Raw genomic sequence first — 24,323 nt, 5'->3', positions numbered from 1 at the left:
CACGCCTAGGCGTGCGTCATCAACAGCGATTCACACTTATCTTTCAAGTACGCGTAAAGCAAACGAATCGCCGGGGTAAACTGTTTCCTGTGCGGGCAAACGAAACTCAAAGGGTAAAGCTCACCTGGAACCTCAGGTAGTAATACCTCCAAGTGACCGGCACTGACATCTTCACAAACGTCCATCCATGATTTGTACAAAATCCCCTCCCCCGCGATGGCGCATCGTCGAATGACGTCTGCGTCATCGCTTAGAACAGGGCCGTTTACAATAACGAAGTCGCTCTCCGGCAACTTGGGAAATATCCATCTGTCGTAGAGTTTTCCATTCATATGGAAACGAAGACACGCATGAGTCTTAAGATCTTCCACGGACTTGGGCCGCCCGTGCAGCGCTATATAAGCCGGCGATGCAGCCAGTACACGGCGATTGCCAGGCACTAAGGGCAAAGAGATAAAGTCGGCGTTTTGTACCGTGCCATACCTGACGGCTACATCTATCGGATCGCGAAAGATGTCCGAGACGCTATCGGACAACATCACTCGAAGCACCAGACCAGGGTTGTCTCGACGAAAATCGATCAGCCAAGGAAGCAACACATTTCTCCCGAAATCTGAGGCACTGGCGATCTGCAAGACGCCATGGAGTTTACGATCGTCCTGTTGTAACCCGGCTCGCCCCTCACTGAGTGTGTTCAAAACCTCCCGAGCATAAGGCAGATAACGTTCGCCTTCGGCTGTTAGGCGCAGACTTCGTGTTGATCTCGCAAACAGGCGCGTATCAAGTTCACACTCCAAGCGTTTGATAGCGGCGCTGATTTGAGCAGGAAAGAGATCCATTTCCCTGGCCACGACGGAGAAACTGTCAACGGTTGCCACACGCACAAAAATGGCTAGGTCGTTAAATCTGATCATTACTGCGCTCTCTTAATATGAAACCCATAGACATTTAGTTAAAAGTCCATATAAGACGGCAGAACAAAGATAGGCATTCCACGTGAGGCATAATTTTTTGATCATTTCCCTGAATCAATTCATGTGCGTTAACCGCATACCCGAGGCTGCGTACTACGTCGTCACAGCCCGAACGCGCATTTCGCATCTGGACGCCAAGCGCTTTGCAGGGCTGCTCAACAGTGGACGAGCGCTACTTGAAGAATATCTCTCATCCTTCAAACACATACGTAGGCGTCTAAATTAGGGGTTTCCGGGAGCCAGGGAAATGCGATCAGATGGAATTTCAGACATGCCGCGATGGCACAAATGGGCTTGGTCACCGGTCCTGCCCGCCGCAGAGGGTGTAAGCTATTTGGTACTAACGCTGATCTAACATGCGGTGAGATCCGGTATCGGCCTCTGGAAAGCGCGTCGTCCACTGCGTTTAGCGAAGACCAAGGCGCCATTCCTGCAGGTAGGCGATAGCCGCCGAAATCGCGGATGCCGGCGGCGACTGGGGGCAAGCCAAAACTTTAACGGTCTGAAAACACCGTCCTAGAGCCCCAGTTCAAATGTCTTTTTGGCGACCCTGACAGTCTTTAGGTGTTGTCGGATAGGCTGTTCGGCTGATCATTTCTGCCTTTCCACAAACCATGGAGCGCCATTCACTTCCAGTGGATTGCTACATTGGGGGCATATCTGAGGGCATGCTTTGGATGGTTTGAAAAGGATGCCCCCAGCCTAACGCTCGACAATTCCCTTCTTGGAAAATCACTCGCTGCTCGCTGCCGAACACTTTGCAATTGACCTAAAAGGGGTTCAATCCAACTTTTCGATATTGGCGCGCAACATGCCGAGTTCAAGCGTGACCTGTCGCGCCCCAGCATGCGCGATGGGCTGGTGAATCACTTTGCCACGAGTTCTTTATCGGCAACACGATAAACGCGCCACAACTCGTAGCGGCCCCTTCACGTAATGCCTTTTCAAACTCTCTGCGAGGCCATTCAAACCTGCCAGCCACGCCTGGCGTTGATTCCAGTTCAACCCACCGAGGCTGCCAGTTGGTGCCAATGGAGCGGATGTCATAGTCGGCGACCGGCTCGTCTTGCGATGTCCATACGACATACAGCCCAGGATTCGCGTAGCCGACATATCTCGCACTTTCTGAAACTCAATGTGATAGACCAGTTCCTCGCCACGTTGCCCCACGCGACGAGCCCATTCATTCTCTGAAGTCAAGGATGGTAGCCAGACATTCGTGGTTCAACCGCCACCGCCCCTCCTCCGCGCGGTTCTATTTTCTACTCCTCGGGTCGGCGCAACCGTTAGTGAGACATGGGCAATGCAGCCGATCTCGGTCACGCCGAGTTCGAAACTGGCTTTGCAACCACCAAAATCATCGCAGACCAGCTTGCCCCGCCAGTCTTGCAGGAAGTTGCGTATTCACCGGCGCGGCTGGAGGCGACAGCGAGTCGATAGCATGGAAACAGGCCAGGAGACTTTCGTCAGCAAGTCGCACGGGCTGGACGCGGAGGCGGAAGGCCGTGTACTGAAGATATCCCTTGGGTATCTCTAGGAAAGTCTAAAGAGATTAAGAAACCATATTGAGCAAGTCTTCTATGGAAAAGCTGCAAGGACGGTTGCAAAGAAAGCGGCCGGCGTATCGGTCCACGAGATCCTGAGAGGGCTTCAGCCCACTCTTAATCTTCGCACGGGCTAGCTTAAGCGCGTCAGGCACGCACCAAGGCACCTGACATTACACTCCAACGGCCGATGACGGACACGCGGATCGATGCCCTATCAACCAGTGCCCTCGCAACATCACACAGCAACACAAGCATCTCGATTCAATTTCTGGATAGGCGCTAAGAGATAGACCCCACAAGTCCGCATAGGGATATCAACTCATATCCCATATCCTCTTCCGAACGACCACAGATTTGCCAGATATGGGTTGCTCATCCAGTATACGGAGGGGCACTGAATACCAGCCACGGCCACCCAGGTCCGCGTCAGAAATCGCCATTCGCGATCGTTCGCACACCCAGTGCGATTGGGGGCAAAACTGGGGGCACAATTCGTTTTTTTCAGGCCTTAACTACCGTCCTAGAGCCCTGTCAAAATGTTTTTTGGCGACCCTGAGAGTCTCTAGGCGTCGTATGGCAGGCTGTTCATCTGATCATTTCTGCCTTTCCACAAACCATGAAGCTCCATTCACGTCCGGTGGATTGTTACATTGGGGGCACATCTGAGGGCATGCTTGGAATGGTTTGAAAAGGATGCCCCCAGCCTGATGCCCATTCAGAAAGTCGCGGCGTATTGCCTGCCCCATTGAGCTGACTCTGGCGCCATGATGAGATTGGATGACCACCTGTCTTTCAACTGACCGGCGGCGATGGATATCCCAGCTCGCCCCACCCCTTTACAGCCCCGAAATTGCCCCAGTCCCCGCGACTGGGGCGATAAGGCCGTCACGCCCTCTGCAGCACTCAGGAGGCGTCGATCCAGATGGTTTTTATCTCGGTGTATTGGTCATGCGCCCAGATGGATTTGTCCCGCCCACCGAACCCCGACTCCTTGTAACCACCGAAGGGTGTAGACGCATCCCCCTCTCCAAAACAGTTGACGGTCACAATGCCGGCGCGGATGCCGCGTGAGAGCTTCAGCGCATTACGCAGGTTGCCGGTATACGCCGACGCTGCCAAACCATAGGCCGTATCGTTGGCCAGTTTGATGGCTTCATCAAGGGTATTGAAGGTGGTGACACTTAGCACAGGGCCGAAAATTTCCTCTTGGAACAGGCGACTGCTACGCCCTACTCCGTCCAGGATGGTCGGTTCTACGAAGATATTGTCAACAGTATTGCCGCCCGCCAGAACAGTCAGCTTTTCGTCCTTGGCATGCTCGATGTAGGACCGCACTTTCTCAAAATGCGCTTTGCTGACCATTGAACCCAAGCGGTTGTCCGGGTCAAGTGGGTCGCCCATTTTCCAGTCTTTGAGGTGCACCTGAATACGCTCAAGCAACGCTTCCTTGATATCGGTATGAACGAGCAGGCGCGAAGACGCCGAGCAGTTTTCGCCCATGTTCCAAAAGGCACCGTTCACCACATGCAGCGCGACTTGGTCAATATCCTCGGCATCATTCATCACCACCGCTGGGTTTTTGCCGCCACATTCCAGCACGATGCGCTTGAGGTTGGATTCACTGGAGTACTTGAGGAAAATCCGGCCCGTATCGGTCGAGCCGGTAAAGCTGACCATGGCCACGTCACCATGCCGGCCCAACGGTTCACCTGCCTCCTTGCCGCCACCAGGCACCACATTGAACACGCCGGCGGGAACACCGGCCTGATACGCCAGCTCAGCGACACGCAGCGCGCTCAGCGAGGTTTCCTTTGCTGGCTTGACCACGATCGAGCAACCTGCGGCCAACGACGGACCGATTTTCCAGGCGAGCATCAGCAGCGGAAAATTCCACGGCAGCACCAGGCCCACTACGCCGATGGGCTCGCGTACCACCATAGTCACAGCGCCCGAACCCACCGGCGCGGTAGCGTCGTAGATTTTGTCGATCAGTTCGGCGTGCCAACGCAGCGTGTGGATTGTCTCTGGTACATCAACGTTCTGGCACTCGCGGATGGGTTTGCCGCTGTCCAGGCTTTCAAGTACCGCCAGTTCGTGCGAGTTGTCTTCCAACAACTGGGCAAAACGCAGCAGCACGCTTTTACGTACAGCAGGTGAAAGACCCTGCCAGCGTGCATCCTCAAACGCGGCCTTGGCAGCCGCCACCGCCACGTCTACGTCCTCGGCATCACAGGCCGAAATCTCGGCCAGTACGTCACCGGTGGCCGGGTTGGTGGTGGTGAACGTACGGCCTGATTTCGCGCTGCGAAACTGGCCGTCAATGAACGCCTGAGTGCGAAACTCAAGCTTGCCGGCCAGTTCGCGGTAGGCTTCTTTACTCAGCAAATCGGCCATTTCAAGCACCTCCCACAATGTGCGCAACGTTTTGTTTAAGCGTTTGGATCACCGCCTTCAGCGCCTGCTTCTCGGATTCTTCCAACGCTTGCAATGGCGCGCGGACACCACCGGCACGCAAGCCAATCAGCTCACTGCCATGCTTGATCGATTGCACAAACTTGCCGCCTTCAAGAAAGTCCATCAACGGCAGCAGGGCCGACATGATGCGGCGGCCTTTGTCGAAGTCCTTTTCAATCACGCAGGCCTCATACAGCGCAACGTGTTCGCGAGGAATGAAATTGGAGCCGGCGCATACCCAGCTGCGAGCGCCCCAGGCGAAGAACTCCAGGGCTTGATCATCCCAACCGCACGAGATCTGGATCGAAGGATGGGCGCAGGCCAGGCGATGCAGGCGATTCATTTCCCCGGAGCTTTCTTTGATTGCTTCAATGTTCTTGCACTGCGCAATCGCTTCGAAGAACTCATCCCCCATCGCCACCCCCATACGCGCCGGGTAGTTGTAGAGCATGATGGGCAGGCCTGCTGCCTTGTCTACCGCCAGCACATGGGCGGCGATTTCTTTTTGGGTGGGCAAGGCATAAGGCGGCGAACCCACCAGGATCGCATCTGCCTTGATCGCTTTCGCTTGCTCAGCGAAATACACCGAATCCTCGGTTCTGATCCCGCCGGTGCCGACAACCAGCGGCAGACGACCTTGCAGGACACTCTTCGCCCGTTCAGCCACCGCCAGACGCTCAGCAGGCGTATGAGCGTAATACTCGCCCGTGGAGCCGCCGATAATGATGCCGTGAACCTTGGACTCGACCAGGTATTCAAGCACTTCATCAAAGGCCGAGTAATCAACTTGACCATCCGAAGAGAGCGGAGTTATCGCGGGGGTAAAAATGCCGTCAAAGTTCATGCTGTTTTCTCCAGTAATTCCAAGGGTTGATCCAGGGGTTGCTAATTCAACGAGGCGGCTTGTTGCAGGTTGAGTGACCGCGTTTCAGGCGCCAGCACCCAAGACAATATTCATTTCTTGTACTTATCCTTAATGCTTGCAATAGCCAGCTAAAGTGACCTCAGCTTTCTCGACCGGCGCGGTACTGCCCCCATTTAAGATTTGCGTTGACACCCAACGAGAGAAACGGCTGCGGCGGATTACTGTTCGGCCCGGGTGCGTTCAATAGAAAGTCGATCCGTTCATCACGTTGGCCCGCGAGCCACTCTGCAAGCAGTTGCCCTGTCACTGTGCCGCGGGTCACACCTAGGCCATTGCAACCCAATGCCCCATAAACGTTGGGGGCCAACTCACCAAAGAAACCGTTGTGGTTTCGAGTCATGGCCAATGCACCGCCCCAGGTGTATTCAAAATTGACGTTGGGCAACATGGGAAAGCGTTTATCAAACGAGGCTTTATGTCGGCGTATGAATCGCTCGTTATATCGACTGTCGCTGCGGCCGTCGGGATTAAAGCTAAAACTGTTTCTGATCAGTAAGCGGTTATCCGGTGTACGCCTGACGGTGGTCCCGAATGGATCAGCTGGGATCGCGCCCCAATACGGTTTTCCACCGAGTTGTGTCTGCTCCTCTGGCGTCAACTGCCGCGTAATACTGCCGTAGGTATAGATGGGCAGCATCCGGCCCTTGAGGAAACCAAAGCGCATGCCAAATGAGTTGTTCGCGAGGATCAGCTTGTCGGCGGTGATACTTCCATTGGCATGTTTCAGTACGGTTTTCGCACCGTACTCAACTTCGAGAATCGGCGTACGCTCATACAACGTGACGTTGGCTGGCAGATGGTCAGCGAGCCCCTTGACCAGTGCCGATGGCTGAAGCAGAACGGCACCTGGCGTATATAAAGCTTTGCGGTAGAAGTGCGTACCCAGGTGATGAGGCAGCTCATCTTGCTCAATCATCTGATAAGGCTGATCCAACTTATCCAGCCCACGCCGATAAGCTTCGAGTACCGCGATGCCGCGGTCCTCCACGGCCGCCTGATACTTGCCGCAGGCCTTCATCTGACAGTCGATGCCATGTTGATCGACCAAGTCGCGCAGAATGGATTGCCCCGCCAGATTGAGCTTCAGGCTGGTCCTGGCGAGGGTGATGTCACCGATGTAATCCTCTGCCCCAATATCATGGGGCAGATCGATAGCGAACCCGGCATTCCTGCCGGATGGCCCCAGGCCGACCTCCTGAGCCTCAACCAGCACGATCTCGTCATTCGGAAAACTCAACGCCAGTTGCCGTGCTGCCGCCAACCCGGTAAAGCCCGCACCAACAATCACCCAACGGGCAATACTGTGCCCCTGGTGGGCGGGATTAGGCTTACGCGGGCGGCTTAAATGAAACCAGCCACAGCTATTATCGTCGGCGGGTAACGAGGTAACTTTCATAATAGTAGGCCGTTAAGTTGAATGCATTACCGGGTCCAACACAACACAATGCGCAGGACGAAATAAACTGAGTAACTAACCGACGACACAGCGGCAAAACGCGTTTCAAAAACCTGCCGCAATTGCATAGCGTTCCGAATTGCTAAAGTCGCTGGAATAGTAGTTATCCCGGAACGTCATGGGCGGCAGGCCGAACAAATCCTTGAAGCGCTTATAAAAGTGCGGATAGCTGACAAAACCGGTAGCGAGTGCCACGTCCGTCAACGAGCGATTACTTTGAATAATCAGTTGGCGGGCGCGGGTAAGTCGCAGTTCCAGGTAGTAGCGGTTGGGCGCCGCGTTTAAATAGCGCGCAAATCTGCGCTCAAGCTGTCTACGCGAAACCCCCACATGGCTGGCGATCTCATCGATTTCCATGGGTTCTTCAATGTGGTTTTCCATCAGGGAGACCGCAACGTTCAGAGGGCGAGGTACCGGTTTAACCAGGCTGACAGCACCTAGGGTTACAGTATTGAATTGAGGCTTTTTGGGTTGATGTACACGTTTGATTTCGTCCACCAGATCAGCATCGCGCTGTGAGCTGAGGTCCTGCATGATTGCCAGGATCATATCCAGCGCGGATGAAGCACCGGCGCACGTCGCGCGCCGCTGGGTAAAGGTGTATTCGGACTCCCCCGTTTTCACTTGGGGGTAATACTCGTTTATCAACGCACAACTATCGGCATGACAGGCGCAATCCTGGTCATCGAGCAAGCCCGCATCGGCCAGGTAAAACGCAGCATTCCATACACCAGCGACGATGCCCCTTCCCCCTGCCGCCTTTTTCAATGCGCGGCGAATGGTGGGGTTGCTGGACAGCCTTACCCGCTGGCCACCGATGACCACAAGTGCATCGTGATTGATTTTTTCAACGTTCAAACGTTCCGACGACAACGGTATGCCGATATCACTTTCAACCAGTCCGCCCAAGAGCGAATACGTCGATACTTTGTAGACGGTATTACTGTTGATCAGATTGCCGGTCGCCAGCGCGTCCATCGCTGTTGAGAGTGCGGTTAATGAAAAGTGTTCGAGCAAAATGAATGCCACCCGTACGACTTTTTCATGACCGACCGAGTCGGTAGTTTGCCGAAATCCAATATTCTGGAACTTCAACGAGCTTTGGAAGGTATCCATTATCTTCGCCACCTGATCACTTTATTACGTAAAACAAACGCAGCCGGTCCCGCGTACGGCCAGCTCAGTCGAGCTGGCAGCACTTTCCTTGCTGTTTTCTATTGCTTGGCTGCGGCGCGCGCGTCACTCAACCAACCATCGTATTGCGCCTGGTGAGCCTTGATCCATTCGGCCGCATGGCGCTTGATGTCAGCGAGTGATTTCTCACCCTTTTGCATGCGCAGGTTCTGGGCACTTTCGTCGTCCGTGGTGATACTGACTTCCGACAGAAACTTGCGAGCCACCGGGTTCTTCTCGGCAAACTCTTTGTTCATCACAGCGTTAACGGTATCCACCGGGAAACCGAGATTTTTGCCCTGATAAAAGGTGTCTTTACTGTCTTGGCCATCAGGCAACGAGGTGAACGGAACCGGCAGCCATACGACGTCGCGCCCTTCCACCAGCACGCTGGAGATCCATTGCGGCACCCAGGTGAAATACAACACGGGTTTGCCCTGCTGGAACCTGGCGATAGTGTCTGCCATCAGCGCGAAGTAAGAACCCCGGTTGTCCACGACGGTTGGGCTCAGGCCATAGGCTTTCATGTGGTATTCAACCATCACTTCGCAGCCCCAACCGGGGTTGCAGCCTGTCATGTCTGCCTTGCCATCGCCATTGGCGTCGAACAGCTTGGCGATCTCCGGCCTCTTCAAATCCGAGAGATCCTTGATGTTGTACGCGTCGGCTGTTTTCTTGTCGATCATGTAGCCCTGCAGCACGCCCTTCATGACCTGACCAACTTTCACCATGGTGTCGTCGCCGCCGCCTTTCTTATAAAAGGCAGCGTGCAGGTTCTCCCATTCATGCACGGTGAAATCCGCATCGCCATAGGAGAGCGCCAGGAACATCGCGGGATAATCAACTTCCTTTGGGGCCTTCACGTCATAGCCAAGGTCTTTCAAGCCTGCAATCGCCACCTCACCGCGAAAACGCTCTTCAGCGATAGTCGGGAAAATGGGCGTGATGGAAACACCGTCACCCGGTTTGTTTGCATCAGCGGCGTACGCTGCCGAACATGCAGTTGCACCCAACATGGACGCCATCAGCGTCGCGACGACGGTTTGCTTGAGATTTGCAAGTTTCATATTTCACCACGCTTGAATTTATAGTAGGTGAGCAGGTGTGCTTAGTTAGTCACTGGGTGTGCTACGTTCTTTTTCTTCTTGAATTTCATCACTAGGCCAACCGGCCCGGTTTCGTACCAACGCTGGCCGGTTGCCAGATCACTGCTGCGCTCACCCATCGCTTGGGTCAAACGATCGAGGAAGACAGCCAGGAGTACCAGGCCGGCACCGCCGACGCTGGCCAGCCCCATGTCCAGGCGGCCGATGCCGCTCAATACCATCAGCCCAAGCCCGCCAACGGATATCATCGAAGCAACGACGACCATCGAAAGTGAAAGCATAAGTGTCTGGTTCAATCCGGCCATCATGGTCGGCGCCGCAAGGGGCAGTTGGACCTTCAACAGCATCTGGGTGGCGGTGCAGCCAAACGCACGTGCGGCTTCGACCTTATCGGCGGGTACCTGGCGAATGCCCAAGTTGGTCAGGCGCACCAAGGGCGCAACCGAGAAAATAATCGTCACGATGACGCCTGGAACGTTACCGATGCCAAACAACATCACCACAGGCACCAGGTAAACGAAAGCGGGCAATGTCTGCATCGCGTCCAACACCGGACGCACGATCACTTCCATTCGGTCGCTGCGGGCACAGAGGATGCCCAGGGGAATGCCAATAACCGCACAGAAGAGTAATGAAGTCAGGACCAAAGCGAGAGTCACCATGGCATCGGCCCATACACCGATCAAGCCTAGTCCGGTCAATGTAGCGATACTGAAAATTGCGATTCGTTTACCGCCGATCTGCCAACTGATCAATCCGGCGATAAGAATGAATACTGTGGGGGGCACGGAAAGCAGGCCCCACTGAACACCATCAAGCACTTGGTCAACCGGCCATCGAATCGAGCGAAAGACTTCCCGAAAGTTATGTACCAGATAAGTCAGCGTCGCTTCAACCCAAGCGCCCAATGGAACAGTGAAACTTTGGAACGGGTCCAAATAATTAAAGTCCGACATGATACTTCCTCGCCCTCAGAACTTGAGACTGCTCTGATTATTCAAATTAACTATTATTCAGGCAGCTCAGAAGATGGCCTTGAGAAATCGTGCCCTTATACAGGCCAACTTCATCCACCACCGGCATAGGCGTTGCGCAGGCCGCGACGATATGCAGAATCTCTCTGAGCGAAGCTTCTGCTTTTAGGGGGGTGTGACGACCAGGCTCATAGGTGATGCTGGTGTCCTGTTGAGCGATATCGCCCGCTTTCAGGATTCGACTGGTGTCGAATCCATTAAAGAAATCGCGCACGTATTTATTGATGGGGTTGCACAGTAACTCACGCGGTGTACCAATTTGCACCACCCGACCGCCTTCCATGATTGCGATGCGGTGGCCGATCCGTACGGCCTCTTCAATGTCATGGGAAATGAAGATGATGGTGCGGTTCTGCTCGGCCTGAAGCTTAATCAATTCGCCCTGCATCTCGCTACGAATCATCGGGTCGAGGGCCGAAAACGCCTCGTCCATCAACAGGATCGCCGGGTCATTGGCCAGGGCTCGGGCGAGGCCGACGCGCTGTTGCATGCCGCCGGAGAGTTGATGGGGAAAGCTGAACTCCTGACCAGCAAGCCCAACCTGCGCCAGCGCGCCCATGGCGCGGCAGTAGCGTTCTTTCTCGGCGACGCCGCTGATCTCCAAACCAAAGCTGACGTTGTCGATGACGCTCATGTGCGGCATCAACGCAAAGGATTGAAAGACCATGCCCATGTCTTTCCTGCGCACTTGCAGAAGGTCTTTATCCGCCAGACCGGTGATTTCCTTACCATTCAGAAAGATCGAGCCACTGGTGGGTTCAATCAAGCGGTTGAACAAGCGGACCATGGTTGACTTGCCGGAGCCCGACAGCCCCATGATGACAAAGATCTCGCCGCGGCGGACGGAGAAGTTCGCATCAAAGACGCCAATAGCTTGCCCGGTTTTTTTAAAGACCTCTTCTTTAGAAGCCCCATCAGCCAGCAACTTCATTGCAAGGTCCGGTTGAGTGCCGAATACCTTATAGACATTTTTGACGGAAATGATTTCGTCGGAATTAGTCATACCTTGCCCCTTCGTGTTCAGCACTATTCGCTTTAAGCGATGCGCAAACGATCGAAAATAGTTTTAAACGGCAGCGGGAATGAATAGAGAGTTTCACGACGGGTTTCCTTTTATTATTTTTTGGCCCCTAGGAAAGAGGGATGTTTCAAATTTAGTAGTAACCCACCGTCAATTCCAACTACATTTACAGGGACAATTGGATAACGTCGGGTTATAGATCGCCTCAAGCGGACAGTTTTCTTGCTGCGGTACACAGGAACGACCCGTAATGTCTCAAAAACGACCTGCACACCGTTTTTACCGCCTGGCTTCAGTTACTCTCGCGTCGCTTCGCTGGGGAGCGGCTGCATGAGGAGAACGTAAGGATGTCAAAGCATGTCGACCCTGACAGCATTCTGCTGAAAATGCCGTCGTTGAGGGCCGTGAAAGCGTTTGTAGCGGCTGCCAAGTACGAGAGCTTCACCCTCGGCGCCGAGGCGCTTTGTGTTTCGCAGGCGGCTATCAGCCGGCAGATTCGCGAGCTGGAGGAGTACTTGGGTGCGCAGCTTTTCAACCGCGTAGGGCGTGCTGTCGAACTGACTTCTGCCGGGGCGGTGTTCTTTGATGCCGCGCAGCTGTCATTTGTAAACATCGCCCAGGCAGCCGAGCGAATCCGCAGCAGCCAGTCCTCCAAAAAAATGCTGACCGTCTGCTGCTCTCCCGCCTTTTCCGCCTTATGGCTGTCAGACCACCTGCCCGAATTCATCAGACAAAACCCCGGCATTGAGTTGAACCTGGTCACGACGCAGAACTTCCTGACCATGGAGCCCGGGGTACAGCCGGACGTCTACATTACCAAAATGGCCCGTGTCCGGGACGACTATAAAAGCTACCCGTTGTGCCATGACGTGATCTATCCCGTGTGCAGCCCGCAATTTTTGGAGCAACACCCGGAAATCTCGACGATCGAAGGCCTGAGAGACTCAGCCCTGCTGAACCTGAGCCCCTACGGACGATCCCAGGTAGCCGAGCACGTTGACTGGGGTGTCTGGTTTGCCTTTCAGTCGATTGACATTGATGATCGCCCGCAAGACAGCGCCCAGATTTTCAATGCCAACGACTACAACTTGCTGATCAGCATGGTGCTGACCCACCAAGGTATCGCCCTGGGTTGGAACCACCTGGTTACCCGGCTGGTAGAGCGTGGGGTGTTGGTGCGGCCGATCCAGCAGCAAGTTCAGCTGCGCAACAGTTCGCACTACTTAAGCTGTCGAGAAAACGCCGAGAACGAAGATGAGCTGCGCCGGTTTCGCGAGTGGCTCCTGGCCAAGTTCCCCCGCTGACGCCGCATGCCTTAGAAGCAGAGTCGTCATTTTTGTTATCGATTGCCCTACGAAAATGTTGCTGGAACGGTGAGCCCTCGCTGGATCATCGTGCAGCGACACCATAATGATTTTCGTAAGGAATGCCCGGGATGTCACTGTTCGAATTTTGTCGCGATTTCGATCTCCAACAAGCACCCGCCCACACGCAAGCGATACTCAGAAACAGCCTGTTGGATATCGTTGGTGTGATGGCCGGTGCGGCATCCAATGACACCAGCGAGATAATGCGCAGCTATGCACGCCTCCACTACCCCGGTGGTGTGTACACCAGTCGGCTGATGTTCGATGGCCAGCGCGTCAGTATGCTTGGAGCCGCCTGGGCTGGCGGATTTTCCGCAGACAGCCTGGACGCTCACGAAGGGCACTTCAAATCCAAAGGGCACGCCGGCGCAACGGTGGTTCCGGCGTTGCTGGCCCTGGCCGACGCATTGCACCACAACGGCCAGGAGATCAGCGGGCACGAACTTCTTTCGGTGCTGTGCATTGGCTATGAAACCGCGCTGCGCGCTGGCACTGCATTGATGACAACCTCACCCACCTACCACGCTTCTGGTGGTTTTTCCGCCATGGGGGTAGTGTGTGCTGGAGCACGATTGCTTGAGTTCGATGAGCCGACCTTTCGGCACGCATTGGGCATTGCCGAGTATTTCAGCGCACGCTGCCCAATGATGCGTGTGGTGCTGGCACCGACCATGTTGCGCGATGCACATGGAGCAGGCGCTTACGTTGGCTTGAATGCACTGTTGATGGCGCAGGCAGGCATGACCGGTGCCCCCGCGGAGATCGTGGAAGACCCAAGTGTCGCGCCGCACTGGGCGGATATAGGAAACCGCTGGGAAATCGATAGCCAGTACTTCAAACCATGGCCCGTATGCCGATGGGCACAACCCGCCTTGACGGCAATGCTTGAATTACAGCGCCAGCATCCCGAAGTGAGCGCGAGCACCCTTGAAACAATTCGCGTGGAAACGTTCTTCGAATCGATGTGCCTGCAGGGCCATACCCCAAGTAACGCAGATGAAGCCCAATACGCGTTGGCGTTTCCGCTGGCAGCGCTGATTGTGCGAGGCAAGCTGGGGCCTGATGAAATCACGGGGGGCTCAATCAACGCACCCGATATTCTCTCGCTGAGTTCACGCATCGAGATTGTCGAAGCGGCGGATATTTCCGCGCGTTTCCCGGATGAAATTCTTTCCAGACTTACCCTTACCTTTAAAGACGGTACGATCTTCGTCAGCCCTGTGACAGCGGCAAAAGGTGATCCGCACACCGCGATGACGGCCGCTGAGCTGGATGGAAAATTCGACCTGTTCAGTAGCAATCTCGGAGTTGAACGAAGCCTTGCCGTGAAGCACGCGATTCATTCATTGGGTCAGGCTCACTCAGCCATTACGACGCTGGAGCCTATATTTTCAAGCGTTACGCATTCCGAGGAAGCGGCTGATCGATAACCTGGAATTATTGATTGCCCCTACGAAATGTCGTTTGCGGGCGTCGCGACAGCCCCCTAGGCTGTCATCTATCTAAAAAGGCCATGAAGTTATTGCACCGCGATTAAGCAGCCAACCGATGCCGAACTTTTAGAGCACTATAAAAGTCACCGTTAAAGGTGAGCGCTCACGTTATTTATCCTGGGAGGATAAGATGGATAATAAAGAAACCGTGTTTGACCTGATTGCCCAACGTAAACCATGGCACTCACTCCCGGGAAAGCTCTATAGCAGCGAAGGCGTCTATCGCCAGGACCTTGAGCAAATTTGGCACAAAGACTGGATCTTCGCCGGACACACGTTTGAACTGGAAAAGCCCGGTCAGTACTTCACGCTGCAAGTGGGTGACTACCCGGTGGCCGTGGTACGCGGCAAGGACGGCCAGGTGCGAGCATTTCACAATGCTTGCCGCCACCGTGGCGCCAAGATTTGTGAAGCCGACCATGGCAAAGTCGCCAAAATGGTGTGCCCTTACCACAAGTGGACCTACGAGCTGGACGGCAACCTGCTATTCGCCGGGAACATGGGGCAGGATTTCGACAAATCCGAATACAACCTCAAAAGCGTTCACTGCGAAATCGTGAACACCTTTATTTATGTGTGTGTCGCGAGCAAAGCACCGGATTTCGAACACTTCCGTACCGCCGTGACCCCCTTTGTCGCCCCGCATAACCTCGATGACTGCAAAGTGGCCTTTGAGTCCAATATCGTCGAGAAAGGCAATTGGAAACTGGTCTTCGAAAATAACCGTGAGTGCTACCACTGCGACGGATCTCACCCCGAGCTGCTGCAATCGTTCGTGGACAACCTTTCCGTGGGCGGCACCAGCGGCGACGACGACCCCGAGCTTTCCGCTTACTGGAACAAATGCGAAAAAGCCGGCTTGCCGAGCCGCTTGGTGATGGACATCAAAGGCCAGTTCCGCATGACCCGCATCCCATTGTCCAACGGCGCGGTGAGCTACACCATGGACGGCAAGCCCGCGGTGACCAGCCGCCTGGATACCACCGGCGAAGCGGATATCGGCGCACTGCTGTACTTCAACTATCCGTCGACGTGGAACCACTTCCTGGGGGACCACGCTCTGAGCTTCCGCGTGCTCCCCATCAGCGCGACGCAAACCTTGGTGACCACCAAGTGGTTGGTGCTCAAAACTGCCGTAGAAGGCGTGGACTACGACATTGATCGGCTGACAAAGGTATGGATCGCGACCAACGATCAGGACCGCACTCTGGTAGAAGGCACGCAGCGTGGTGTGACTTCACCCTCTTATGAGCCAGGCCCGTATTCCGAGACCGCAGAGACCGGTGTCTGCCAATTCGATGATTGGTATTGCGCCACCATGATGGAAAGGATCAAGGGGCCTATCCCCTTGAAGTCTGTCGGATAAGAACGATGCCTGATGGGTAAGGCTTTCAATACAGTCGTGCATTGAAAGCCTTACGCCTTAGCAACTTGCCCCTTCCTCCTTCCAGGCCTCAGCGCAGTCGCTGCCAGGCCTTTCTTCGTGTGCCTGTTTGGGTGATTCAAATGACTACGTCATCGTTAGCGATCAACGCCAATTACGGCGAACGCACGTCAACCCGTATTGCTTTCCTGATCGCAGGGCTTGTCATGTCGGCATGGGCGCCCTTAGTGCCGCTTGCCAAGGCGCGCACGGGGTTGGACGAAAGCGGGTTGGGGCTTTTGCTGCTGGGCCTGGGCGTGGGGTCGATTGTTGCCATGCCGTTTGCCGGGCACCTCACCGCACGTTACGGCTGCCGCCCAGTCATTGTGTGTTCCACTGCGACTTTATGTGTATTGCTTGTACTGTTGAGCAGCCTCAGTTGGCTGCCGGGCCTGGCATTGGCCGTAGTGCTGTTTGGCGCGGCTATGGGCATGCTGGATTGTGCGATGAACATTCAGTCCATCATTGTGGAAAAAAACAGTGGCGAGGCACTTCAGTCGGGGTTCCATGGCCTGTACAGCGTCGGAGGCATTCTGGGTGCCAGCGCGTTGACTGCACTGTTGAGCATGGGATTAGAACCGGTGTTTTCAGTGCTGTGCGTCGTCATCGTGGTAATGGGGTGCCTGTATAAAGCGATTCCAAGTTTATTGACCTATGGAACCGAAAAAGACGGCCCGATCTTTGCTACCCCAAAAGGCATTGTCTTTTTACTGGGCGCGCTGTGCTTCATCGTTTTTTTAACCGAAGGCGCAGTACTGGACTGGGGTGCTGTCTTTCTCGTATCCAGCCGGAACATGGAGCCCACCTTGGCCGGCTTGGGTTATGCCAGTTTTGCGGCGGCGATGACCCTGGGACGGCTGACAGGAGATGCCCTCGTACGCAGATTCGGCGGCGTGCGCGTGGTGGCTTATGGCGGAATGATTGCTGCCACCGGCATGCTCGTATCGCTTGGATTCGAGGGCTGGTCCGCCTCGTTACTGGGATATGCATTGCTCGGCGCAGGATGCTCGAACATTGTTCCCGTGCTGTTTACCGCCACCGGAAAACAGGACCGCATGCCCCAAAGAGTCGCCATACCGGCGGTTATCTCCATGGGCTATGCAGGAATTTTGATAGGCCCGGCGGTGATCGGTTTCGTTGCCCATATGAGCAGTCTTTCATTTGCGTTAGGGGGCCTGGTGTTTCTTCTACTATTTGTGAGCGCTGCCGCGCACTGTCTGCGCGTGTGATCCATCAATATTTGGATAACTAGAGATGATCGCTGAATAGGGGCTGAGAAACAGGCCCGACAAGTTCGCTTAGGGATATCCACTCATATTCCATACCCTTTTCCGAACGACCACGGATTTGCCACATTCGAGTTCCCAACCAGTATCGGGAGGCGCGGAACGGATGTTACCGGACCTGTGATTGTGAGATTGCCTTCACGCAACACTGGCCACTGACGAAAACCATCCCGCGGTGCACCACGTAGGTACATAGTCCCGGCGCGGGCGGGTCGGGGAGCACGACACCGAGTTGGGCAAGCTTTGCGCACGAGAGCATGTGGATTCTTGTGATGGACAGACCGTCGGGAGCCGACAGCCTACTATCCGGAAACCTGCGGTTTACTTGCCCAGAATGTTCTTCAACGCAGCGGTATGGTCGGCCGGGTCGTTTACGCTGGACATCACTTCGATGATGGTGATCTTCTGATCGTTCATCGTCATCAACGAGGCCATCAGTAGTTTCAGACCGTTGAAATCGTCGGTGCCGTCCAGGCGGTACATCTTCAAGCCGTTCACCTGAATGGTCTTCTCGCTAGTTATGCGAAAGTTGGGTGACGCGGCCTGCTGCTTTTCCTTCAAGGTATCTACGGCAAGGCCAAACGCAGCGTCCGGGGTGGTGCCCGCAGTCGACGCCGGACCTTCGGTAACGATGATGGCCTGCTCGCTTTCCGGATCGAAGTACATCGTGCCGCCGTTCTCGCTGTTCAAGGCACGGGCCTCAACACCTTTGAGCACGAACTTCAGCTTGCCGCCTGCCAGGGACACGGATTGCGTGTCCGACGCCGCCGTAGCGTTTTTTTCAGGCGGGGCAGCAACTGCCATCGTGGCCGCGCCGCTCAAGACAGCAAGCACGCACAAGGAACGGGGCCAGCCCAACAGCAAATGCTTCGACATTGTATAGCGCCTTTGTTTTCAGGCCGTCGAGTACCGACGGCCTGTCGTGCGAACAGCCTAGCTTACTTGCCCGCTCACTTGCCCAGGATGTTGTTCACAGCCACAGGACGAACCTGGACGCTGATCAAGTTTTTTCATCAGCCTATGGAACGCCGCCAGCACCTGCGCAGGCCGCTCCAACATCAATTGATGACCACACCGCTCCAACACCTCAAAGCTACCCGTCGGCAGCTGTCGGGCGAGCGCTTCGCCCCCACTTGAAGGCGTCAGCCCGTCGCTGTCTCCCGCTAACACAAAAGTCGGCAACGTCAGTCGAGCCAGGGCATCGGCGTCGGGCCATTGGGCGTTTTGCAGGAGAGACTTGAACACATACAGACGATTGCGACGGGTCAGGTTTTCTTCGTAGGCCACCAACCGGGGATCGGCTGCGGGGTGCCACGCACGCTGACGAAAGCCCTTGGCCAGCAACGGCCGCAGCAGCTCCAACGCCCAGGCAGGCAGCGCCATCAGACCACCACGGCTCAACGGGCGATGCAGTTGTGTGCCTAGCAGCAGGGCGCCATCTATGGTCACCTGCGGCAACCTGCGTGGAAGCTCCAGCAAGGCACTCAACCCCAGTCCGGTACCAAAGGAATGTGCGATCAGGATATTGCGCCGTGCAGCGTAGCGGCTCAGTATTTCCAGCTGATCTGCCACCAGTTCCGACCAGGCATAGGCCTGCGGTTGGCGCGGCTTTTCGCTATCGCCGTGCCCCAACAGGTCCCACGCCACCAGGCTGTATCCCTGATCGGCCAACGCCTGCCATAACTCGCGCCATTGATCCTTGTGACCACCACCACCATGCCCGAAGAACAAGACGGTATCTGCCTGATGCGTGCCTGGTTGATAAGCGATGCTCAGGTGCCGCCCGGGACGGATTTCCACCCGCTCGCCCCGCACCAGAGGTAAATCAGAATATGCGTGTAAATCAGCCATGAGTGGGACAAGCCTCTTGGGATTCAAGGTTTTGAGGGATGATTGTCGAAGGGGATGCTGCCCGGGAAACACCACGCAATAGGGTCTGCGTATAAACATGTTGCGGGTGGGTGAGCAGCGTTGCCGTTTCCCCCTGCTCCACCACATGCCCGTCCTGCATCACGGCAATGCGATCACACAGTCTGGCGGCCACTCGCAAGTCGTGGGTGATGAACACAATGCTCAGCTTGAGTCGACGTTGCAGGTCTTCAAGCAACTCGAGAATCTGTACTTGGATCAACGCATCCAGAGCGGAAACGCATTCGTCCGCGATGAGTATTTTCGGCTCCACAGCCAAGGCACGGGCGATACCGATACGCTGGCGCTGGCCACCGGAGAACTCATGAGGATAGCGTTCGAACGCGGCTGTGGGTAGCCCAACCAACTCCAGTATTGTCCGCGCGCGCCGCTCGGCCTCGGCCTTTGAGTGTCCCTGCACCAGCGGGCCGGTCATGACGATACGCCCGACGGTCTGGCGCGGATTCAGCGAGGCAAACGGGTCCTGGAAGACCATCTGCACGTCGCTGCGCAATGCTCGCAAACGCCCTTCGGACAGCACCGTTACATCCTGACCCAGCCATTGAATTTGACCACTGTCAGCACGTAGCAGCCGAACAAGGCAACGCCCCAGCGTGGATTTCCCCGAGCCTGATTCCCCAACAATGCCCAGGGTTTCACCCTCGCGCAGGGTCAACTGAACCTGCGCCAGGGCCTGGATGGCACGCTTGCGCCACCAACCGCTGTGGCTGTGAAACACTTTATTGAGTTGCTCGGCCTTGAGCACCACACTCCCGTCCACCGCCGTGCGCGGGGCCCGCGGTTGCGCCGAGACCGCTGCCAACAGTTGCTGGGTATAAAGCGCCTGAGGCTTGCGCAATACTTGATGGGCGCTGCCCTGCTCCACCAATTGACCTTTTTCCAGCACCAGCACGCGGTCGGCAATGGCCTCGACCACGGCGAAGTCATGGGTGATGAACAACAGCGCCATGCCCTTGTCCTGTTGAATCTTGCGTAACAGGTCGATGATCTGCGCCTGAGTGGTGACGTCCAGCGCCGAGGTGGGTTCGTCGGCGATCAGCAGCGAGGGATCGAACGCCAATGCCATGGCGATGACCACGCGCTGACGCTGGCCACCGGAGAGCTCAAAGGGATAGACCAGGCGCAGGCGTTCAGGCTCGGGCAGGCCGACATAGCCCAGCAACTCCACAACCCGTCGGCGACGTTCCAGGGCCGATTTCCTCCCGTGGGCGCGCAGGGTTTCATCGATCTGCTCACCCACGCGCAACAGCGGGTTCAGCGCGCTCATGGGCTCCTGGAACACCATGCTGATATCGCGCCCGCGCAGCTGGCGCATCGCGGTCTCACTGAGTGTCGCCAAGTCTTGATCACGAAACACCATGCGCCCGCTTTCCACGCTCAGCGGCGTCGGTAACTGGCGCAACAATGCCTTGGCCAACATCGACTTGCCCGAGCCGGACTCGCCTACTACACACAGGCATTCGCCGCTGCGCAATTGCAGCGACAGGTCATACAGCGCGTGACTGCGGTCGGCACCGGCCGGCAAGGCGATACGCAGGTTATCCACACTGAGCAACGTCATAGCGACCTCCCCGGTTCAAAGGCCAGGCGCAGGCCTTCGCCCACCCGGTTCACCGCCAGCACGCACAGCACAATCGCCAACCCCGGCAGGAAGCTCATCCACCAGGCATCCCGCAGCAGCCCACGGGACGCATTGATCATGTAACCCCAGCTCATGGCCTCAGGGTCGCTCAGGCCGAGAAACGCTAGCGCGGCTTCCGTGAGGATTGCAGTGGCCATCACAAAGGTCATGGTCACCAACAACGGCGCCAAGGCATTGGGCAGGATTTGTTGGCGGATGATGCCTAATGGAGATTGCCCCAGCACCCGCGCCGCCTGCACAAACTCACGTTGTCGCAGGGTAAGGAATTCGCTGCGCACCAGCCGCGCGACGCCCGGCCACGCCACCAGCGAAATCGCCAGCACGATGGAACCCAGGGACGGTTCCAGCACCGCCACCAGGATCACCGCCAACACTAACTGCGGAATGATCTGAAAGAACTCGGCGATCCGCATCAGCACGCCGTCGAGCCAGCCACCGAAATAACCGGCGACAGCGCCGACGAGCAGCCCCACCAGCAAGGTCGCCAGACTGGTCAACACCCCCACGGCCAGGGACACACGGGCGCCGTAGAGCAAGCCGCTGCCGAGGTCGCGGCCAAGCATGTCGCTGCCCAGCCAGTGTGCCGAATCGTGGAACGGCGGGAGCATCGGCTGGGTGTTCATTTCCCAGGGCGAGCTGCTGGTGAGCCACGGCGCGGCAGCCGCCAGTGCTGCCAGAACCAGCAAAAACACCGCGCCGGCCAGCGCCGACGGCTGGTGAATAAAGCGTGTGAGCACCGCCATCAGCCCTGCCCTCCGGCGCCAATACGTGGGTCGAGCAAACGGCAAATCGCATCGGTCAACACATTGAAGCCCACCACCAGAACCGAGATCACCAGAAAGCCGCCCATCAATACACCGTAGTCACGCTGGGCCAATGAGTCATACATCAAGCGGCCAATGCCAGGCCAGGAGTACACCACCTCCACCAGTAACGCACCGCTGGCCAGTTGGCCGAGTTGCAAACCCGCGAAAGTCACCACCGGCAGCAGTGCATTGCGCAACACATGTACATACAGAATCCGTCGTGGATGCAGGCCTTTGGCATGAGCAGTGCGCACGTATTCCTGACCAAGGGCATCGAGCACGGCGGCTCGGGTGAGGTGGATATACAGGGCCAGAAACAGCACGCTCAGGGATAGGCACGGCAACAACAGATGCCGCAGGCGATCCAGCAGCGAGAAGTCCCGGCCCACGGTCTCCATACCGAACGCCGGCAACCAATCCAGACTTACGGAGAACAGCAAAATCATCAGCATCGCCAGCCAGAACGGCGGCATCGCGTACAACAACAAAGCACCGTGGGAGATCACGTCGTCCAGCCAATGCCGCTTCTGCCGTGCCCGCGCCGCCAGCACACCCAAGGTCACACCGAGCACGGAAGACACCACAAAGGCCGAGCCCATCAGTGCCAGCGTCGCCGGCAACCGCTCGGCGATCAGCGACCACACCGACGTCTGGTTTCGGTAGGAATAACCCAGGTCCAGGTGGGCGATATTGCCCAGGTATATCAGCAACTGCTGGAGCAGCGGTTTATCCAGGCCCATGGTCTGGCGCAGATGCTCGATAAACTGCGCATCGTCGACGCCCGCCTCTCCTGCCAACAGCAATGCAGGATCGCCCGGCGCCAGTCGAATCAGCAGGAAACTCAGCACCAGCACCGCCACCACCATCAGCAACGCCTTGACGAGCCGCCCGCTGAAATACAACACGCCGTTCATGGTGCCAGGGCCTCGAGGTACACACTCTCGTAGTCCTCGTTAAGGCTGGTAGCGGTCTGCAGCAGGTTTTTCACCTGTTTGTGAAACAGCGTCGGGTAACGCATTTCGAAGATCGGTGCGATGGGCAGGTCGGTGTTCAGCAGGTTCTCCAACTGGCTGTAGAGCTGTTTGCGCTCCGGGCCTTCCGGGGTATCGGCGACTTTCGCCCACAAGGCATCGGCCTCGGCGCTGTTGTAGCCGCTGACGTTGGCGAACGGCGAGGTTTTGAGTATGTAGTCGGAGCGGAACAGGTAGGCGCTGGTCAGGTAGGGATCGCCGATCTGGAAAATAAAGTTGTAGGTCAGGTCGAAGTCCCAGTCGCTCACGCGTTGGAACCAGGTCGCCGCGTCGGACGTCACCACCTGCACCTTGAAACCCAGGGGCTGCAAGGACTGCTTGGTGTATTCGGCCAGGCGCTCCCAGGCACCACCCTTCTCGCCATTGAGCAGGCGAATACGCACCGCGCCGACATCCACACCGGATTCGGCAATCAGCGCTTTGGCCTTTTTCACGTCGTAGGCGTACTGCGGCAACTGGGGATCATGGTAAGGCGAGCTGGACACAAACGGCCCCTGGGCGACCTTGCCCGAGCCGAAGAAGATGTTATCGACGATGAACTGTCGGTTCAGCGCATACAGGATCGCCTGGCGCACCTTGGGGTTGTTCAGCGGCGGCTTGCGCGTGTTGATTTGCAGGAAGGCCAGGCCCGAGTACAACTCCCAGCCCTTTTCCGACGACTGCACATCGGGCAAGGCGGTCAGGCGCTTGAGGTCGGAGTAATCCGCATCGCCGCTGCGCAGCACTTGCACGTCGTTACGCTCGAACGCGGCGGCACGCGAAGAGGCATCAGGAATGACGTGGAAGATGATGCTGTCGAGGTGCGGCAGGCCCTTTTTCCAGTAGTTGGGGTTCTTGGCCAGTTTGATGTAGGCGCCGCGTTTCCACTCGACGAACACAAACGGCCCGGTACCCACCGGTTTCAGGTTGTAGGGGTTGTTACGAAAGTCGGTGTTCTCGTAAAGGTGCTTCGGCACCACTGGGCGCAAGCCGCTGCCCAAGGCCGAAAGCAACGGCGCGAACGGTTTCTTCAGGTGAAAGACCACCTGCAGCGGACCTTTGGCGGTGATGCTCTGGACGTACTCGGTGATGATCCCGCCGAGACGTTTGTCCACCTCGGGGTAGAAGGCCTGGAAGCTGAACACCACGTCATCGGCGGTGAACGCTGGGCCGTCGTGCCAGTGCACGCCGTCCTGCAGGTCGAAGGTATAGGTGAGGCCGTCAGGGGAGATCGTCCAGGCTTTGGCCAATACCGGTTTGGGCGCAAGGTGTGTGTCGAAGGTGAGCAGGCCCTGGAGCACCTTGCCGCTCACGTATTGGGTCGACACATGGCTGACTACACCGTGCATCAGCGAGGGCGGCTCCGGCTGGGCCACCAGATTGAGCACGCCGCCCTCCTGCGTTTGCGCCTGAGCCTGGCCGGCCAGCAACGCGGTGCACAGTGCCACGGACGTGAGGGCACGGCGGAAAGAAAATGGGCGCATGGAGGCTCCTCGAATCGAAAAATATAACGAGGGTTTTGCAAGCGCTGTGCCATGGGGGTTTGGGCGGGTATTGCTGGGGTTGGCGGTGATCGCGCTGATGAAAAAACCACAGAGCTGCGCCTGAGTGTGCAAAAAGCAGCAGCAAAGCCTTTCAAATGTGGGAGGGGGCTTGCCCCCGATAGCGGTGGGTCAT

At 56.6% G+C, this 24,323-nt stretch carries 18 protein-coding genes; 4 read left to right on the top strand and 14 right to left on the bottom strand.

Going from position 1 to position 24,323, the window contains the following annotated elements; translation table 11 throughout:
- Positions 1-5 precede the first annotated feature (5 nt).
- The 8 genes from C4J94_RS13165 to C4J94_RS13130 form a co-directional block, all read right to left on the bottom strand.
- Complete coding sequence (locus C4J94_RS13165; protein ID WP_124367008.1) at positions 6-914, bottom strand: LysR family transcriptional regulator; 909 nt, start codon at positions 912-914, stop codon at positions 6-8.
- Between the two features lie 2,510 nt (positions 915-3,424).
- Positions 3,425-4,915 (bottom strand): aldehyde dehydrogenase, encoded by a 1,491-nt coding sequence (locus tag C4J94_RS13160; protein ID WP_124386562.1) that lies wholly within the window; start codon positions 4,913-4,915, stop codon positions 3,425-3,427.
- A gap of 1 nt (position 4,916) precedes the next feature.
- Positions 4,917-5,819: a dihydrodipicolinate synthase family protein gene (locus C4J94_RS13155; protein ID WP_027616461.1), complete on the bottom strand. Its 903-nt coding sequence runs from the start codon at positions 5,817-5,819 to the stop codon at positions 4,917-4,919.
- A 160-nt stretch (positions 5,820-5,979) separates the two neighbouring features.
- Positions 5,980-7,299: an FAD-binding oxidoreductase gene (locus C4J94_RS13150; RefSeq protein ID WP_124386561.1), complete on the bottom strand. Its 1,320-nt coding sequence runs from the start codon at positions 7,297-7,299 to the stop codon at positions 5,980-5,982.
- Positions 7,300-7,401: 102 nt separating this feature from the next.
- Positions 7,402-8,472, bottom strand: a complete 1,071-nt coding sequence (locus C4J94_RS13145) for a GlxA family transcriptional regulator (RefSeq protein WP_124386560.1) — start codon at positions 8,470-8,472, stop codon at positions 7,402-7,404.
- Positions 8,473-8,570: 98 nt separating this feature from the next.
- Positions 8,571-9,596 (bottom strand): glycine betaine/L-proline ABC transporter substrate-binding protein ProX, encoded by a 1,026-nt coding sequence (gene proX / locus C4J94_RS13140; protein ID WP_164485576.1) that lies wholly within the window; start codon positions 9,594-9,596, stop codon positions 8,571-8,573.
- 41 nt (positions 9,597-9,637) lie between these two features.
- A complete protein-coding gene (gene proW, locus C4J94_RS13135; RefSeq protein WP_027616458.1) occupies positions 9,638-10,591 on the bottom strand; it encodes a glycine betaine/L-proline ABC transporter permease ProW in 954 nt (317 codons plus the stop codon).
- Between the two features lie 46 nt (positions 10,592-10,637).
- Positions 10,638-11,672 carry a glycine betaine/L-proline ABC transporter ATP-binding protein gene (locus C4J94_RS13130; RefSeq protein ID WP_124386559.1) on the bottom strand — a complete coding sequence of 345 codons (1,035 nt, stop codon included), beginning with the start codon at positions 11,670-11,672 and terminating at the stop codon, positions 10,638-10,640.
- Between the two features lie 365 nt (positions 11,673-12,037).
- On the opposite strand from C4J94_RS13130, the gene C4J94_RS13125 reads away from it, so the two are divergent.
- The 4 genes from C4J94_RS13125 (at position 12,038) to C4J94_RS13110 (ending at position 17,202) form a co-directional block, all read left to right on the top strand.
- Complete coding sequence (locus tag C4J94_RS13125) at positions 12,038-12,994, top strand: LysR substrate-binding domain-containing protein (RefSeq protein WP_124386558.1); 957 nt, start codon at positions 12,038-12,040, stop codon at positions 12,992-12,994.
- A 131-nt stretch (positions 12,995-13,125) separates the two neighbouring features.
- Positions 13,126-14,487 (top strand): MmgE/PrpD family protein, encoded by a 1,362-nt coding sequence (locus tag C4J94_RS13120; protein ID WP_124386557.1) that lies wholly within the window; start codon positions 13,126-13,128, stop codon positions 14,485-14,487.
- Positions 14,488-14,680: 193 nt separating this feature from the next.
- Complete coding sequence (locus tag C4J94_RS13115; protein WP_124386556.1) at positions 14,681-15,916, top strand: aromatic ring-hydroxylating dioxygenase subunit alpha; 1,236 nt, start codon at positions 14,681-14,683, stop codon at positions 15,914-15,916.
- Between the two features lie 140 nt (positions 15,917-16,056).
- Entirely contained in the window at positions 16,057-17,202 is a 1,146-nt protein-coding gene (locus C4J94_RS13110) for an MFS transporter (RefSeq protein ID WP_124386555.1), read from the top strand.
- 378 nt (positions 17,203-17,580) lie between these two features.
- Here the strand turns inward: C4J94_RS13110 and C4J94_RS13105 are convergent, their stop codons facing one another.
- The 6 genes from C4J94_RS13105 to C4J94_RS13080 all read right to left on the bottom strand — a co-directional run bounded on the left by C4J94_RS13105 (position 17,581) and on the right by C4J94_RS13080 (position 24,130).
- Positions 17,581-18,063, bottom strand: coding sequence for a hypothetical protein (locus C4J94_RS13105; protein WP_256657697.1), 483 nt, complete (start codon positions 18,061-18,063; stop codon positions 17,581-17,583).
- Between the two features lie 129 nt (positions 18,064-18,192).
- Positions 18,193-19,110 (bottom strand): alpha/beta fold hydrolase, encoded by a 918-nt coding sequence (locus tag C4J94_RS13100; protein ID WP_124386553.1) that lies wholly within the window; start codon positions 19,108-19,110, stop codon positions 18,193-18,195.
- Complete coding sequence (locus tag C4J94_RS13095; protein WP_124386552.1) at positions 19,103-20,749, bottom strand: ABC transporter ATP-binding protein; 1,647 nt, start codon at positions 20,747-20,749, stop codon at positions 19,103-19,105. Before C4J94_RS13095 ends, C4J94_RS13100 begins: the two co-directional genes overlap by 8 nt.
- Positions 20,746-21,573: an ABC transporter permease gene (locus tag C4J94_RS13090; RefSeq protein ID WP_124386551.1), complete on the bottom strand. Its 828-nt coding sequence runs from the start codon at positions 21,571-21,573 to the stop codon at positions 20,746-20,748. The genes C4J94_RS13095 and C4J94_RS13090 overlap by 4 nt, the downstream gene beginning before the upstream one ends.
- Positions 21,573-22,550, bottom strand: coding sequence for an ABC transporter permease (locus C4J94_RS13085; protein ID WP_124386550.1), 978 nt, complete (start codon positions 22,548-22,550; stop codon positions 21,573-21,575). Before C4J94_RS13085 ends, C4J94_RS13090 begins: the two co-directional genes overlap by 1 nt.
- The gene (locus C4J94_RS13080) at positions 22,547-24,130 is read right to left on the bottom strand and encodes an ABC transporter substrate-binding protein (RefSeq protein WP_124386549.1); all 1,584 of its coding nucleotides are present in this window, start codon (positions 24,128-24,130) and stop codon (positions 22,547-22,549) included. The genes C4J94_RS13085 and C4J94_RS13080 overlap by 4 nt, the downstream gene beginning before the upstream one ends.
- Positions 24,131-24,323: the final 193 nt, after the last annotated feature.

The sequence above is a fragment of the Pseudomonas sp. R5-89-07 genome, assembly GCF_003851685.1.
In the GTDB taxonomy this organism is placed as follows: Bacteria; Pseudomonadota; Gammaproteobacteria; order Pseudomonadales; family Pseudomonadaceae; genus Aquipseudomonas.
This window is presented reverse-complemented; position numbering and strand designations above follow the sequence as displayed.